This is a genomic window from Streptomyces sp. NPDC052773 (genome assembly GCF_044547145.1).
In the GTDB taxonomy this organism is placed as follows: Bacteria; Actinomycetota; Actinomycetes; order Streptomycetales; family Streptomycetaceae; genus Streptomyces.
Map to the genome: position 1 here is coordinate 517,550 of NZ_JBITZX010000001.1, position 14,291 is coordinate 531,840.

Sequence of the window (14,291 nt, forward strand, 5' to 3'; positions counted from 1 at the left end):
CAGGCCCTAGATTCGGTGCATGGCGGACACCAAGCGGGAGATCGAGCGCAAGTACGCGTCCGGCGACAGCGGTCTGCCCGACCTGACCGGGGTCGCCGGAGTGGCGGCCGTTCTCGACAAGGGCGTCGCCGAACTCGACGCCGTCTACTACGACACCGCCGACCACCGCCTCGCCGCCGATTCGATCACCCTGCGCCGGCGCACCGGCGGCGCGGACGCGGGCTGGCATCTGAAGTTCCCCGTCGCCCCGGGCGTGCGGGACGAGATCCGGGCCCCGCTGTCCGACACGCTGCCGGACCGCCTCGCCGGGCTGGTCCGCTCCCGGGTGCGCGACGCCGAGCTGCTGCCCGTGGTGCGGCTGCGCTCCTCGCGGGACGTCCGCGACCTCGTCGACGCCGAGGGACGGCTGCTCGCCGAGGTCAGCGTGGACGCCGTACGCGCCGACCGGCTCACGAAGGACGGCCGCAGCGCCCAGTGGACCGAGATCGAGGTGGAGCTGGCCGACGGCCGGGACCCCGCCTTCCTCGACAAGGTGGAGAAACGGCTGCGCAGAGCGGGCGTACGGCCGTCGGACTCGCCGTCCAAACTGGCCAGGGCGCTCGCGGAGACGGCGCCGAAGAAGACACTCGGGCAGAGCGCGCCGAAGAGGAAGCTCACGGAGACGGCGCCGAAGCCGAAGCGTCGCACCGCGCCGAAGAAGAAGCGCCGCGCCGCGGCCGGGACCCCCGCGCCCGTGACGGCCGGCGACCACCTCCTCGTCTACCTGCGCCGCCAGCGGGACGCCATCGTCGCCCTCGACCCGGCCGTACGCCGGGACGTGCCCGACTCCGTGCACGCGCTGCGCGTCGCCACCCGGCGGCTGCGCAGCGCCTTCCGCTCCTACGACCGGCTCCTCGACCCCGCCGCCACCGCACCGATCGGCGCCGGGCTGCGCCGGCTCGCGGCCGAGCTGGGCGCAGACCGCGACCGGGAAGTGCTCGCCGAACGCCTCACCGCCGCCCTCGCCGACCTGCCCCGCACCCTTGTCATCGGCCCGGTGCGCAGCCGGGTGCGGACCTGGTCGCACGCCCGGCGCGGCGGTTCGCGGCGCCGCCTCATCGCCGTACTGGACAGCCGGCCGTATCTGGACCTGCTGGACGCGCTCGACGCCCTGCTCGCCGACCCGCCGCTGCGCAAGGCCGCCGCCGGGCGGCCGGAGAAGGAGCTGGCCAAGGCCGTACGCAAGGACTTCGACCGGCTGGCCGGCCGGATCGAGCAGGCTCTCGCCCTGCCGCCCGGCCACGACCGCGACCTCGCCCTGCACGAGGCCCGCAAGGCCGCCAAGCGCACCCGCTACGCGGCGGAGGCCGCCGGCCCCGCGCTCGGCGAGGCCGCCGTCGACCTGGTCCGCTCGATGAGCTCCCTCCAGGGCCTGCTCGGCGACCACCAGGACAGCGTGATGACCCGCGAGGCCCTGCTCCGGTTGGCCGCCGATGCGCAGGCCGCGGGGGAGAGCGCGTTCACCTACGGGCTGCTGTATGGCAGGGAGGAACGACGGGCCGAGTCGGCGGAGGCGGCGCTGGTGGAGGCGTGGGCGGTGATCCGGCGTGAGACGGCCCTCGAAACGGCGTCCCGGGCAGCTCCCGGGCCGCGTTACGCTTGATGGTCACCCCTGTCAGCTGACGAAGGTAATTCCCGCGATGTCTGTCGAGTCGGTCTTCCCGCAGCTCGAAGCTTTGCTCCCGCATGTGCAGAAGCCGATCCAGTACGTGGGCGGCGAGCTCAACTCCACCGTGAAGCCGTGGGACGAGTGCGACGTGCGCTGGGCGCTCATGTACCCGGACGCGTACGAGGTCGGTCTGCCCAACCAGGGCGTCATGATCCTCTACGAGGTCCTGAACGAGCAGGAGGGCGTCCTCGCCGAGCGCACCTACAGCGTGTGGCCCGACCTCGAGGCGCTGATGCGTGAGCACGGCGTCCCGCAGTTCACCGTGGACAGCCACCGGCCGGTGAAGGCCTTCGACGTGCTCGGCGTCAGCTTCTCCACCGAGCTGGGCTACACCAACCTGCTGACCGCGCTGGACCTGGCCGGCATCCCGCTGGAGGCCAAGGACCGGGGGCTCGACGACCCGATCGTGCTGGCGGGCGGGCACGCCGCGTTCAACCCGGAGCCGATCGCCGACTTCATCGACGCGGCCGTCATCGGCGACGGCGAGCAGGCCGTGCTCGACATGACGAAGATCATCCGCGAGTGGAAGGCCGAGGGCCGCCCCGGTGGCCGCGAGGAGGTGCTGCTGCGCCTGGCGAAGACCGGCGGGGTGTACATCCCGGGCTTCTACGACGTGGAGTACCTGCCGGACGGCCGCATCAGCCGCGTCGTACCGAACCGCTCCGGCGTGCCGTGGCGGGTGTCCAAGCACACCGTCATGGACCTCGACGAGTGGCCGTACCCGAAGCAGCCGCTGGTCCCGCTCGCGGAGACCGTCCACGAGCGCATGTCGGTGGAGATCTTCCGCGGCTGCACCCGCGGCTGCCGCTTCTGCCAGGCCGGCATGATCACCCGCCCGGTGCGCGAGCGGTCCATCACCGGCATCGGCGACATGGTCGAGAAGGGCCTGAAGGCGACCGGCTTCGAGGAGGTCGGCCTGCTGTCGCTGTCCTCCGCGGACCACAGCGAGATCGGCGACATCGCCAAGGGCCTCGCGGACCGCTACGAGGAGGACAAGATCGGACTGTCCCTCCCGTCGACCCGCGTGGACGCCTTCAACGTCGACCTCGCCAACGAGCTGACCCGCAACGGCCGCCGCTCGGGCCTCACCTTCGCCCCCGAGGGCGGCTCCGAGCGCATGCGCAAGGTCATCAACAAGATGGTCTCGGAAGAGGACCTGATCCGGACCGTCGCGACGGCCTACGGCAACGGCTGGCGCCAGGTGAAGCTGTACTTCATGTGCGGCCTGCCCACCGAGACCGACGAGGACGTCCTCCAGATCGCCGACATGGCGACGAAGGTGATCGCCAAGGGCCGCGAGGTGTCGAAGTCCAACGACATCCGCTGCACGGTGTCGATCGGCGGCTTCGTCCCCAAGCCCCACACCCCCTTCCAGTGGGCCCCGCAGCTCTCCGCCGAGGAGACCGACGCCCGCCTGGAGAAGCTGCGCGACAAGATCCGCGGCGACAAGAAGTACGGCCGCTCCATCGGCTTCCGCTACCACGACGGCAAGCCCGGCATCGTCGAGGGCCTCCTCTCCCGCGGCGACCGCCGCGTCGGCGCCGTCATCCGCGCCGTCTACGAGGACGGCGGCCGCTTCGACGGCTGGCGCGAGCACTTCTCCTACGACCGCTGGATGCAGTGCGCCGACAAGGCCCTCGCCCCCTACGGCGTGGACGTCGACTGGTACACCACCCGCGAGCGCACCTACGAGGAGGTCCTCCCCTGGGATCACCTCGACTCAGGCCTGGACAAGGACTGGCTCTGGGAGGACTGGCAGGACGCCCTCGACGAGACCGAGGTCGAGGACTGCCGCTGGACCCCGTGCTTCGACTGCGGCGTCTGCCCCGCCATGGACACCCACATCCAGATCGGCCCGACGGGCAAGAAGCTGCTGCCGCTGACGGTCGTGAAGTAGTCGCGCGAGCCGCGTAACACCTTGGTGACGCGAGGGCCCCCGTCGCAACGGCGGGGGCCCTCGTCGTGTCTTCACCGGCATGGATCTGGAAAAGCGGCAGGCAGACCGGCACGGTGCACCGCAGGGCCGGGAGCCCGAGGGATGTCTCGTCGTCGCGATCCGGCTGCCCGTGCGGATCGTCGCGCTGGTCGTCGTGCTGCCGGTGCGGATGGTGTGGGACGCGCTGGTCGTCGTCGGGCGGGTTCTGCGGGACACCGTGCTGCGGCCGCTCGGGCGGGCGCTGGCCTGGCTGGGGAAGGCGCTGTTCGTCTGGCCGTTCGTGGCGCTGTGGCGGTGGGCGCTGGTGCCGGCCGGGCGGGGGGTCGCGTGGCTGGTGAAGTGGCTGGTCGTGGTGCCGGCGGGGTGGCTGTACCGGTGGGTGCTGACACCGGTGGGGCACGGGATCGCCTGGGTCGCGCGGGGTGTGTGGGCCGGGCTGAACTGGGTCTACGCCCGGCTGCTGACGCCGGTCGGGCACGGGATCGTGTGGCTGGTGCGGTATCTGGTCGTCGTGCCCGCCGTATGGGTGTACCAGTGGGTGCTCGCGCCGGTCGGGCGGGCCGTCGCCTGGACCGTGTACTGGACCTGCCGGGTGCTGTTCGTGCTGCCCGTGCAGGCGGTGTGGCGGTGGGTGCTGGTGCCCGTGGGGCGGGTGCTCGCGGTGATCGGGCGGGAGGTCTGGACGGCTCTGGGGCACGCGTGGCGGGTCGCCGGGCATATCTCGGTCGCCGTCGGCCGGTTCCTCGGGACCCTCTTCCGGTGGATCTTCGTGGAGCCGGTGCGCTGGGTCTACCGCAGCGTGCTGACCCCGGTCGGACACGCGGTGCGCGACGCGGTGCTGCGGCCCGTCGCCGACGCCGTCCGCGCGGTGGGCCGCGTCACCCGGCAGGCGCTGACGTCCGTACGGGAGAGCGTACGGCAGGCGCGGTACGACGTCCGGCGGATGCTGTTCGGGGAGCCCCGGGAGCGGGTGGCGGTGGACCGGCGGGAACCTCGGCGCAGTGAGGCACGTACTCTTGGTAGGAGTACGACCGCTCTCACGAAGGACTGAACGACACTGGGGAAGCGACAGCCCGAAGGCCCGCCGCCCGCACCCGCGGTGCAGCGCATCCGACTGCGCTACACCAAGCGCGGCCGCCTGAGGTTCACCAGCCACCGCGACTTCCAGCGCGCCTTCGAGCGTGCGCTGCGCCGCGCCGAGGTACCCATGGCGTACTCGGCGGGGTTCACCCCGCACCCGAAGGTGTCGTACGCCAATGCCGCACCCACCGGCACGGGCAGTGAGGCGGAGTACCTGGAGATCGCGCTCACCGAACCCCGCGACCCCGAGCGGCTGCGGGAACTGCTCGACGAGTCGCTGCCCGCCGGGCTCGACATCGTCGACGCGGTCGAGGCCCGTACGTCCGGCCTCGCCGACCGGCTGACGGCTTCCGTCTGGGAGCTGCGGCTGGACGGCGTGGACCCGGCCGACGCGGCCCGCGCGGTGGCGGCCTTCAACGCGGCCGACGCGGTCGAGGTGCAGCGTCTCACCAAGAACGGGATGCGCACCTTCGACGCCCGGCCGGCCGTCGCGAGCCTCGAAGCCCTCGACGGAGCGGAAACGCACAGTTCGCAGGCTGATAGGCCGAGCGACCAGCCCTGTGCGATACTGCGGCTGGTTGTTCGGCACGTGACGCCTGCCGTACGACCCGACGACGTCCTGTCCGGTCTCCGCGCCGTGGCCGACCTGGCGCCGCCGGTCCCCGCTGCGGTGACCAGGCTGGCGCAGGGGCTGTTCGATGAAGAGACCGGCACGGTGACCGACCCGCTCGCGCCCGACCGCGAGGCAGCGGCGGCCCTCACAACGGCCGCTCCGGCTGCCGCCGCGACGGCGCCGACGCCGGAAGGTCCCGCGTAGGGACGGACGTCGAAGCGCCGCCCTGGTACTCGGGAGCCACCTGGGTCGGGCAGCGCACCGACCAGAAGACTTTCGCCAGGCCGTACGCATTCGGCGTACGGAACCGGCGAGACAGGACACAGAGAGCTCCCGAGCGGCGCCCGCGCCCCGGACGGCGGCAGTCGCGCAACGCGCGAGCCGCGGACGTCACCGGCATATCGCCGGACCAGGTGCGGCGCCCGGGAGCCTGACGGGAGAACCGCCCGCATGCTCGAGCCGATCGAACCCACCGAGGGTTCCGAACCGAACAACACTCCGAGCGACACCCTGCCGCCGCGTCGTCGGCGCCGTGCCGCTTCCCGCCCGGCGGGTCCGCCGGCCGTCTCCTCCGAGACCCCGGCGGAGACCGTCGCCCCGGCCATACCGGCCGCCGACGTCTCCGACCTCGCGTCGAGCGACGCCGAGGCCGATGAGAACGCCGAGGCCGTCGAGGACCTCGAGGCCACCGAGGCCGCCGAGAACGTCGAAGCCGGTGAGAGCGCCGGGGCCGTCGAGGACGCGGAGGGCGGCGAGACGCCTGCCGCCGAGGCCGCCCCCGCCGCTCCCGCCCGCCCGCGTCGGCGTGCCACCCGCCGGGCGTCCGCGCCCGCCGGGTCCCCGGCCGGTGCCGAGCCCGTCGAGACCGTGGTCCCGGCGACCCCTGCCCCGGCGGAGGCCGAGGCGCAGACCCAGGCCCCGGTCGCCGAGGAGCCGCAGGCCGCTCCCGCCGTCGAGGAGGAGGCCGCCCCGCGGCGTACCCGGCGCCGTGCCACGCGCCGCGTGTCGGCGCCCGCCGGGACGCCCGCGCCCGCCGAGGCCGCCGAGACCGTGGTGACCTCCGGTGCCGCCGGTGCGGACGAGAACGCGGAGGCCGTCGAGAGCCCCGCCGCTGCCGCCGAGGCGTCCGCCCCCGAGCCCGCCGCTCCCGCCGAGGAGGCCGCTCCGGCCCGTCCGCGTCGCCGGGTGGCCCGTCGCGCCGCCGCGCCCGCCGGGACGCCGGCGACCGCCGAGGTCGTCGAGGCCGCCGCGCCGCAGGCGAGCCCCGAGCCGGAGAACGCCGCAGCGCCCGCCGCCGAGGCCCCCGCCGAGGCAGCGCCCGCCGCCGAGGAGGCCGCCCCGCGGCGTACCCGCCGTAGGGCCACCCGCCGGGTGTCCGCGCCCGCCGCCGAGGCCCCCGCCGAGCCCGCCGCCGAGGAGAAGGCCCCCGAGGCCCAGGCCCAGCCCGGCCAGGTCCAGGCTCCCGCCCAGGCCGAGCCGGAGCCCGCCCCCGCCGCCGCGCCGCAGGCACCCGCCGCCCCCGCCGCCGAGCAGGCCGAGGAGCCCGCCGCCCCGCGCCGGCGCCGTCGCGTCGTGCGCAAGGCCGCCACCGGGTTCTCCGAGCCCGCGCCGCCCGCCGCCGAGCCGCCGCAGCGCCCGGCGCGGCCCGCCGTGGCCGTGTTCCAGCCGCCGGTGTTCACCGAGCCCAGGTTCCAGACGCCGGAGCGCGCCGCCGCCGAGGCCGCCGCCGAGGCGGTGGAGGAGGCCGAGGCCCCGGAGGCCGTCGAGAGCGTCGAGGCCGAGGAGTTCTCCGCCGAGCAGACCGGTACGCGCCGCCGTCGCCGGCGCCGGGGTGCCGCGGCCGGCGAGGAGACCGAGCCGCAGGCCGCCGAGGCGAAGGCCGTCGAGCCGCAGGCCGCCGAGGCGCCCGCCGAGGAGGAGGAGCCCGAGGAGGAGGGCGCCGAGGAGTCCCCCGAGGGCGAGGAGACCGGCTCGCGCCGCCGTCGCCGTCGCGGTGGCCGCCGTCGCCGCCGGGGCGAGTCCGCCGAGGGCGAGGGCGGTGAGTTCGGCGAGGGCGAGACCGAGGAGGTCGCCGCCGCGCAGGCCGCGCAGGACGCCGAGGACACCGCCGAGCAGGTCGAGGAGGACGCCGAGGACACCGAGGAGGACGCCGAGGCCGAGCGGGCCCGCGAGGAGGCCGGCGGTTCGACCGCGGGCACCCGCCGTCGCCGTCGTCGTCGCCGCCGTGCCGGGGACGCCGCCGTGGACACCGAGCCCGGCGAGGGCGACCCGGAGCGCACCGTCGTCAAGGTCCGCGAGCCGCGCAAGGCCGCCGAGCGCGAGCCGTCCGACGAGGTGCAGTCCATCAAGGGCTCGACCCGTCTGGAGGCCAAGAAGCAGCGCCGCCGCGAGGGCCGCGAGCAGGGCCGCCGCCGCGTCCCGATCATCACCGAGGCCGAGTTCCTGGCCCGCCGCGAGGCCGTCGAGCGCGTGATGGTCGTGCGCCAGCACGGCGACCGTACGCAGATCGGCGTCCTGGAGGACGGCGTGCTCGTCGAGCACTACGTCAACAAGGAGCAGGCGGTCTCGTACGTCGGGAACGTCTACCTCGGCAAGGTGCAGAACGTGCTGCCGTCGATGGAGGCCGCCTTCATCGACATCGGCAAGGGCCGCAACGCCGTGCTCTACGCCGGTGAGGTCAACTTCGAGGCGCTGGGCATGGCCAACGGCCCGCGCCGGATCGAGTCCGCCCTGAAGTCCGGCCAGTCGGTGCTCGTCCAGGTGACGAAGGACCCGATCGGCCACAAGGGCGCCCGTCTGACCAGCCAGGTCTCCCTCCCGGGCCGCTACCTCGTGTACGTGCCCGAGGGTTCGATGACCGGCATCAGCCGCAAGCTGCCCGACACCGAGCGGGCCCGGCTGAAGACGATCCTCAAGAAGATCGTCCCCGAGGACGCGGGCGTCATCGTGCGCACCGCCGCCGAGGGCGCGAGCGAGGACGAGCTGCGCCGGGACGTCGAGCGGCTGCAGCAGCAGTGGGAGGACATCCAGAAGAAGGCCAAGAACGGCAACGCGCCAACGCTGCTGTACGGCGAGCCGGACATGACCGTCCGGGTCGTGCGCGACATCTTCAACGAGGACTTCTCCAAGGTCATCGTCAGCGGCGACGAGGCGTGGTCCACCATCCACGGATACGTCTCGCACGTCGCGCCGGACCTCGCCGACCGGCTCCAGCGCTGGACCTCCGAGGTCGACGTCTTCGCGACGTACCGGATCGACGAGCAGCTCGCCAAGGCGCTGGACCGCAAGGTCTGGCTGCCCAGCGGCGGTTCCCTGGTGATCGACCGGACCGAGGCGATGGTCGTCATCGACGTCAACACCGGCAAGTTCACCGGCCAGGGCGGCAACCTCGAGGAGACGGTCACCAGGAACAACCTGGAGGCGGCCGAGGAGATCGTGCGCCAGCTCCGGCTGCGCGACCTCGGCGGCATCATCGTGATCGACTTCATCGACATGGTGCTGGAGTCCAACCGGGACCTGGTGCTGCGCCGTCTGCTGGAGTGCCTGGGCCGCGACCGTACGAAGCACCAGGTCGCCGAGGTGACCTCGCTGGGCCTCGTGCAGATGACCCGCAAGCGGGTCGGCCAGGGCCTGCTGGAGTCGTTCTCCGAGACCTGCGTCCACTGCAACGGCCGCGGTGTCATCGTCCACATGGAGCAGCCGTCGGCGAACGGTGGCGGCGGCAAGCGCAAGAAGCGCGCCCGCGCCGGCGCGGCCGAGCAGCCGCACGAGCACGAGGCCGCCGTGGCCGTCGCCGAGCCCGCCGTGACGGCGGAGCAGGAGGCGGAGACCGAGGCCGAGACGCCGGCCGAGGTCGCCGCGGAGGTCGCCGAGCCGATCGCGCTGCCCGCGCCCGACTTCGCCCCGGACGAGGAGCTGTACAGCAGCGTCGCCGAGGCCGAGGCCGCGGTGTCGCGCCGGGGCCGGCGCCGGGCGAGCCGCCGGGTGTCCGCTCCGGCGGGCGCGCCCCGGGCGGAGTCCGTCGCGCCCACCGCTCAGGACGTGACCGCCGCCGAGGAGGCCGCCCGCCCGACGCGGCGGGAGCCGGCCGAGGAGGCGCACGCCGAGCCGGTGGCCGTCGAGGACCCGGTCGTCGAGGCACCCGCCGAGGCGCCCGCCGCCGAGGCACCGGCTGCCGAGGCTCCCGCCGCCGTCGAGGAGGCCGCGCCGAAGGGCCGTGCGCGCCGTCGGGCCACCCGCCGGGTGTCCGCGCCGGCCGGCTCGCCCGCGGCGGCCGAGGCGGCCGTGGTGACCGTCCCGGACACCTCCGCGAAGGCCGCTGCCGAGGCTCCCGCCGAGGCGGCCGAGGCCCCGTCGGCGGCGCCGTCCGCCGAGGCTCCGGCCGAGCCCGCGGCCGAGGTGCCCGCCGAGCCGGCCCCGCCGGCCCGTCCGCGCCGCCGCGCGGTGCGCAAGGCCACCGCGCCGACCGCGCCGGCGGAGGCGGCCGTGGTGGTCGTCCCGTCCTCGACGGAGCCCGCCGGGGCGCCGGTCGCGGAGCAGGCCGCCGAGGAGGCCGAGCAGGCGCTGGCCGAGGCCAAGGAGGCCGCCGCGGAGGCGGCGGCGGGCCCGGAGGCCGCGGAGGGCGCCGAGCCCGCCGCGGAGGCCGAGGCCGCCCCGGCCAAGAAGGCGGCCCGCAAGACGGCCAAGAAGGCGACGGCGAAGAAGGCCGCCACCAAGACGGCCACGGCCAAGAAGACGGCCGCGGCGAAGAAGACGGCGGCCAAGAAGACCGCCGCCAAGAAGACGACGGCCAAGAAGGCGGCGACGAAGACCACCGCCAAGAAGGCCGCGTCGAAGAAGACGGCGGCGGCCGAGCAGCAGGCGGCCCCGTCCGTCTCGGCCTCCACCGACGAGGGCTGAGCCCGATCAGGGCCGATGCCCGTGGGTGTGCGGCCGGTCACGTGCGACGTACGTGACCGGCCGCACACCCCGGGGCCCGGTTTGACCCCTTCGGCCGAGGCCCCGTAACCTTGACCGTCGGCGTGTCCACTGCACACGCCACATCCCCGTAAACCTCTTCCTTCCGGGCACGGGCCGTGACCGGGAGAGGCCGTTCGCGCGCGGGTCGCGCCGGACGGCTGGCCTGCGGGGGTGCCGTTCTCCGAGCGAAAGTGAGATCCGCGTGTACGCCATCGTGCGCAGCGGTGGTCGCCAGCACAAGGTTGCTGTCGGCGACATCGTTGAGGTTGACAAGATTTCCACCGCCAAGGTTGGCGACACGGTCGAGCTCTCGACCCTGCTCGTTGTCGACGGCGACGCTGTGACCAGCGACCCGTGGGTGCTGGCCGGCATCAAGGTCCAGGCCGAGGTCGTGGACCACCACAAGGGGCAGAAGATCGACATTCTGCGCTACAAGAACAAGACCGGCTACCGCCGTCGTCAGGGCCACCGCCAGCAGTACACGGCGATCAAGGTCACTGAGATCCCCACGGCTGCGAAGTAAGGGACTGAGGAGAGATGGCACACAAGAAGGGCGCATCGTCCACTCGGAACGGTCGCGACTCGAATGCCCAGCGGCTCGGCGTGAAGCGCTTCGGCGGTCAGGTCGTCAACGCGGGTGAGATCCTGGTTCGCCAGCGCGGCACCCACTTCCACCCGGGCGCCGGTGTCGGCCGTGGCGGCGACGACACGCTGTTCGCGCTGCAGGCCGGTGCGGTGCAGTTCGGCACCCACCGTGGCCGCAAGGTCGTGAACATCGTTCCGGTCGCCTGATCGGACACTTTCGCGAGGCGGACCTCACTTCCCCGGGCGGGAAGCGGGTCCGCCTTTCGCGTGTTACGCAAGAGACGAAGTCGTACGAACCCCTCAGTGCTGGAGGCACCTCACCATGACCACCTTCGTGGACCGCGTCGAACTGCACGTCGCCGCGGGTAACGGAGGTCACGGCTGTGCCTCCGTCCACCGCGAGAAGTTCAAGCCGCTCGGCGGCCCGGACGGCGGCAACGGCGGACGCGGCGGCGATGTCATCCTGACCGTCGACCAGTCCGTGACCACGCTGCTCGACTACCACCACTCGCCGCACCGCAAGGCCACCAACGGCAAACCCGGCGAGGGCGGCAACCGCTCCGGCAAGGACGGCCAGGACCTGATCCTGCCCGTGCCGGACGGCACCGTCGTCCTCGACAAGGCGGGCAACGTCCTCGCCGACCTCGTCGGCCACGGCACCTCCTACGTCGCCGCCCAGGGCGGCCGGGGCGGCCTCGGCAACGCCGCCCTCGCCTCCGCCCGCCGCAAGGCGCCCGGGTTCGCGCTGCTGGGCGAGCCGGGGGACCTGCGCGACATCGTGCTGGAGCTGAAGACCGTCGCCGACGTGGCGCTGGTCGGTTACCCGAGTGCGGGCAAGTCCTCGCTGATCTCGGTGCTCTCCGCCGCCAAGCCGAAGATCGCCGACTACCCGTTCACCACGCTGGTGCCGAACCTGGGCGTGGTCACCGCGGGCTCCACCGTCTACACCATCGCCGACGTGCCCGGTCTCATCCCCGGCGCCAGCCAGGGCAAGGGCCTCGGCCTGGAGTTCCTGCGCCACGTCGAGCGGTGCAGTGTGCTGGTGCACGTGCTGGACACCGCGACCCTGGAGTCCGACCGCGACCCGGTCTCCGACCTCGACGTCATCGAGGAGGAGCTGCGGCAGTACGGCGGGCTCGACAACCGGCCGCGGATCGTCGTGCTCAACAAGATCGACGTACCGGACGGCAAGGACCTCGCCGAGATGGTGCGGCCGGACCTGGAGGCCCGCGGCTACCGCGTCTTCGAGGTGTCCGCGGTCGCGCACATCGGTCTGAAGGAGCTGTCGTACGCCCTCGCCGACCTGGTCGCGCAGGCGCGCGCGGCCAAGCCGAAGGAGGAGGCGACCCGGATCGTCATCCGGCCGAAGGCCGTGGACGACGCGGGCTTCACCGTCACGCGCGAGGAGGTCGGCGGCGAGCCGCTGTTCCGGGTGCGCGGCGAGAAGCCGGAGCGCTGGGTGCGCCAGACCGACTTCAACAACGACGAGGCCGTCGGCTACCTCGCCGACCGGCTCAACCGCCTCGGTGTCGAGGAGGAGCTGATGAAGGCGGGCGCCCGCGCGGGCGACGGCGTCGCCATCGGCCCCGAGGAGAACGCGGTCGTCTTCGACTGGGAGCCGTCCGTCATGGCGGGCGCCGAGATGCTCGGCCGGCGCGGTGAGGACCACCGCCTGGAGGAGCAGCGGCCCGCGGCCCAGCGGCGCCGTGACCGCCAGGCCGAACGCGACGATGCGCAGCGGGAGTTCGACGACTTCGAGCCGTTCTAGACGGCGTCGGCCCAAGCCGTTTCGGGCGGAGCCCTGCGAGCCGTTTCCGGCCGGGCTCCGCCTTCGGTGAACTCCGGGGAAAATCGCGGCGCATTCCAGGGCAACCAACCCGTCAGGCCGTGAGTCGAACAGGGCGTGCGAAGAGGATCTTGGTCCGCTCCGCCGTCAACTGCCCGTTCGATCCCCGGAGTCGACGTGTCCCAGCCCGCAGCGCGCCGTCCGAGGCGCACCGTCGTGGTCGCGCTCGCCCTGCTCACCGCCGGCACGGCGACCGGCCTGCCGTCGGCGCAGGCCGCGGACCGTCCGTCCGCCGTACGCCAGGACTTCAACGGCGACGGGTACGAGGACGTGGCCGTCGGCGCGCCGGGTGCCACCGTGGGCGGCAAGGCGAAGGCCGGGTACATCGCCGTGCTGTACGGGGCGCCGGAAGGTTTCGGCGCCGGCAAGAAGGTGTTCCACCAGGCCTCGCCGGGCGTGCCCGGCACCGTCGAGGCGGACGACCGCTTCGGCGAGACCCTGACCGGTGCCGACCTCGACGGGGACGGCTTCACCGACCTCGTCGTCGAGTCCCGTGGCGAGAAGTGGGAGTCTGGGGGCGCGCCCCGGACCGGCAACTGGACGGTGCTGTGGGGGGGCCCGAACGGGTTCGCCTCGGGCAAGGTGCTGCCCCCCGTGGGGAACTCCTCTCACCAGATGGGCAGCACCGTCGCCGGTGACTTCGACGGTGACGGGCACCAGGACCTCGTCCACGGCGGACACGTGTCGTACGGGCCGCTGGGCCGGGACGGCGTCGCGGCCCGTCCCCAGGACATCACGCTGGTCGAGGGCGACATGTCTCTCGCGGGGATGGCCGCCGGTGACACGGACGGCGACGGCTTCACCGACCTCGTCACCATCGCCCGCACCTACGACTGGGACGACGGGGGCGACTACAGCTTCCGCATCGACCGTCTGCGCGGCGGCCGGGACGGCCTGGGCGAGCCCCGCGGCGTGCCCGACGCCGCGGGCCGACCGGTCCACCCCGAGGGTCACGTCTCCGCCGTGGCCCTCGGCGACCTCGACGGCGACGGCCGGGACGACATCGTCACGGGCGGCGAGGCGCTGAACATCGTGCGCGGCACCGCTGACGGGGCGACGGGCGTCGACCCCCGTGTCATCACCCAGGACAGCCCGGGTGTGCCCGGTGTCCAGGAGGCCGGTGACGGCTTCGGCCGAGGCCTCGCGATCGGCGACGTCGACGGCGACGGGTACGACGACATCCTCGCCGGCATCCCGTTCGAGAACTTCTCCGGCCTGAACGGGGCGGGCACCTTCGCCGTCGTACCCGGCGCGGCCCAGGGGCCGACCGGCGCCGGGACGAAGGTCTTCAGCCAGAACACCGCCGGGGTGCCGGGCACCGCGGAGGCGTCCGACCGCTTCGGCGAGCGGGCCGCGCTGGTCGACAGCGACGCCGACGGGCGGGCCGAGCCGGTCGTGGCGGCGCCGGGCGAGGACCAGTTCGCCGGTGCCGTCTGGGTGCTGCGGTCCTCCTCCGCCGGTGTGCAGACCGCCGGTTCCTTCTCCTTCGGCGCGCGGACCCTCGGCACCGTCAAGGCCGGGGCGTGGCTGGGCAGTTCGCTGACGTCCTGAGCCCGGTCGCACA

At 73.8% G+C, this 14,291-nt stretch carries 9 protein-coding genes; all 9 read left to right on the forward strand.

The features are described from left to right. Positions 1–19 precede the first annotated feature (19 nt). The 9 genes from ACIG0D_RS02455 to ACIG0D_RS02495 all read left to right on the forward strand — a co-directional run bounded on the left by ACIG0D_RS02455 (position 20) and on the right by ACIG0D_RS02495 (position 14,278). Entirely contained in the window at positions 20–1,642 is a 1,623-nt protein-coding gene (locus tag ACIG0D_RS02455) for a CHAD domain-containing protein (RefSeq protein ID WP_399795784.1), read from the forward strand. Positions 1,643–1,679: 37 nt separating this feature from the next. Continuing rightward, the gene (locus tag ACIG0D_RS02460) at positions 1,680–3,605 is read left to right on the forward strand and encodes a TIGR03960 family B12-binding radical SAM protein (RefSeq protein WP_399795786.1); all 1,926 of its coding nucleotides are present in this window, start codon (positions 1,680–1,682) and stop codon (positions 3,603–3,605) included. Positions 3,606–3,684: 79 nt separating this feature from the next. Further along, positions 3,685–4,695: a hypothetical protein gene (locus tag ACIG0D_RS02465; protein ID WP_399795787.1), complete on the forward strand. Its 1,011-nt coding sequence runs from the start codon at positions 3,685–3,687 to the stop codon at positions 4,693–4,695. A gap of 48 nt (positions 4,696–4,743) precedes the next feature. After that, positions 4,744–5,541 carry a TIGR03936 family radical SAM-associated protein gene (locus ACIG0D_RS02470; RefSeq protein WP_399795788.1) on the forward strand — a complete coding sequence of 266 codons (798 nt, stop codon included), beginning with the start codon at positions 4,744–4,746 and terminating at the stop codon, positions 5,539–5,541. A 246-nt stretch (positions 5,542–5,787) separates the two neighbouring features. Further along, positions 5,788–10,236 carry a ribonuclease E/G gene (locus tag ACIG0D_RS02475; protein ID WP_399795790.1) on the forward strand — a complete coding sequence of 1,483 codons (4,449 nt, stop codon included), beginning with the start codon at positions 5,788–5,790 and terminating at the stop codon, positions 10,234–10,236. 262 nt (positions 10,237–10,498) lie between these two features. Further along, positions 10,499–10,819: a 50S ribosomal protein L21 gene (gene rplU, locus ACIG0D_RS02480; protein ID WP_003990208.1), complete on the forward strand. Its 321-nt coding sequence runs from the start codon at positions 10,499–10,501 to the stop codon at positions 10,817–10,819. Positions 10,820–10,833: 14 nt separating this feature from the next. Further along, a complete protein-coding gene (gene rpmA / locus ACIG0D_RS02485; protein ID WP_110628143.1) occupies positions 10,834–11,088 on the forward strand; it encodes a 50S ribosomal protein L27 in 255 nt (84 codons plus the stop codon). Between the two features lie 115 nt (positions 11,089–11,203). Further along, the gene (gene obgE, locus ACIG0D_RS02490; RefSeq protein WP_365758811.1) at positions 11,204–12,649 is read left to right on the forward strand and encodes a GTPase ObgE; all 1,446 of its coding nucleotides are present in this window, start codon (positions 11,204–11,206) and stop codon (positions 12,647–12,649) included. Positions 12,650–12,844: 195 nt separating this feature from the next. Beyond that, positions 12,845–14,278 carry an FG-GAP-like repeat-containing protein gene (locus ACIG0D_RS02495; protein ID WP_399795793.1) on the forward strand — a complete coding sequence of 478 codons (1,434 nt, stop codon included), beginning with the start codon at positions 12,845–12,847 and terminating at the stop codon, positions 14,276–14,278. Positions 14,279–14,291: the final 13 nt, after the last annotated feature.

What these genes read in the sequence shown, in the direction of transcription:
- ACIG0D_RS02455 (WP_399795784.1), top strand. Translation starts at nt 20, where the DNA reads ATGGCGGACACCAAGCGGGAGATCGAGCGCAAGTACGCGTCCGGCGAC.
- ACIG0D_RS02460 (WP_399795786.1), top strand. Translation starts at nt 1,680, where the DNA reads ATGTCTGTCGAGTCGGTCTTCCCGCAGCTCGAAGCTTTGCTCCCGCAT.
- ACIG0D_RS02465 (WP_399795787.1), top strand. Translation starts at nt 3,685, where the DNA reads ATGGATCTGGAAAAGCGGCAGGCAGACCGGCACGGTGCACCGCAGGGC.
- ACIG0D_RS02475 (WP_399795790.1), top strand. Translation starts at nt 5,788, where the DNA reads ATGCTCGAGCCGATCGAACCCACCGAGGGTTCCGAACCGAACAACACT.
- rpmA (WP_110628143.1), top strand. Translation starts at nt 10,834, where the DNA reads ATGGCACACAAGAAGGGCGCATCGTCCACTCGGAACGGTCGCGACTCG.
- obgE (WP_365758811.1), top strand. Translation starts at nt 11,204, where the DNA reads ATGACCACCTTCGTGGACCGCGTCGAACTGCACGTCGCCGCGGGTAAC.